The sequence below is a fragment of the Paenibacillus sp. KS1 genome (genome assembly GCF_001680695.1).
GTDB classification, from domain to species: domain Bacteria; phylum Bacillota; class Bacilli; order Paenibacillales; family Paenibacillaceae; genus Paenibacillus_B; species Paenibacillus_B suaedae.
On record NZ_MAIS01000259.1, the window covers coordinates 1 to 995 of the forward strand.

1 protein-coding gene is annotated in these 995 nt (G+C 36.1%); it reads right to left on the reverse strand.

The genetic code is table 11. The features are described 5' to 3' along the window. Positions 1-61: 61 nt before the first annotated feature. Positions 62-793 carry a DUF695 domain-containing protein gene (locus BBG47_RS28190; protein ID WP_065294483.1) on the reverse strand — a complete coding sequence of 244 codons (732 nt, stop codon included), beginning with the start codon at positions 791-793 and terminating at the stop codon, positions 62-64. Positions 794-995: the final 202 nt, after the last annotated feature.

Consider the following 995-nt stretch of genomic DNA (forward strand, 5'->3'; position numbering starts at 1 on the left):
GGGTTTTTACTTTCTCTTGTTGTTATGATTCAAGCCAGGCGAAGTTGCCTCCTCCTCTAATCTACTTAACTACTGTAGTTCCCCATCCATCATATTCGCCATTACATTCTTCTACTAAATCAACAAGAGTATCCGTAACTTCATTAATCGAATGGAAGTCGACGTAATCTGAACGATAGATATGAGAATAAATTTTTTCATCATTAGCAGGATCTGAATCGATTTCGAATCCCAAAAGTTCAACCTTAGCATCGAAATACTCTTTATCTTCAATAGATTGAAAATAGACCCAATGATCTACCTGTCTCACATCTTCAAATGTATCCCCTGACTCTCGTAACTGATCAACAACTTTTCGATTCCCCATATGTTGAATTTGATATTTGTCGGGGTAAAGGTACTCAAAATAAAAATCCCAAGGATTTTCCTCTTCAAGATGAAGAACCTCTATCTCATATCCATGTTCCAAGAAATACGTCTCTGCTGCTTTTTCTAGCTCGTAAGGTTTAGAAAAATAATAAAATACATCCCGTATCCCATCAGTAGTCACCCTGCCAACATGGAATCCAAAACCTGCACTTTCATCATTGATTTTATCTTCTAGGTCGTTGATTAATTCAGCCTCTTCATTAATTGGAGTACCGCTTTCTCCAGGGTTTTTGATTCGTATTCTTAAAACCATCGGATGTGGATACTCAGATTTCTCAATCTCCTTCCAGATATCCATATCCAATACAACTGATGCAAACTTACCTTCAATCTCACAAAAATAAATATCCCAATGATCAGACATCTCGATCTATACCTCCTCAGGAAATCTCATCTTCTTCATACTATTTGCGAACCAAGTGCTTAGCCAAACATATATTACGACAAAACATATACCCAATCTTTCGTGTAATGTTGCTTCCTGCTTTTATTTCTTTAAACGTAATTCAAATTCTTGACATGCGATAACGAAAACCTCGTCATATGTATATATTACATATTGCTTT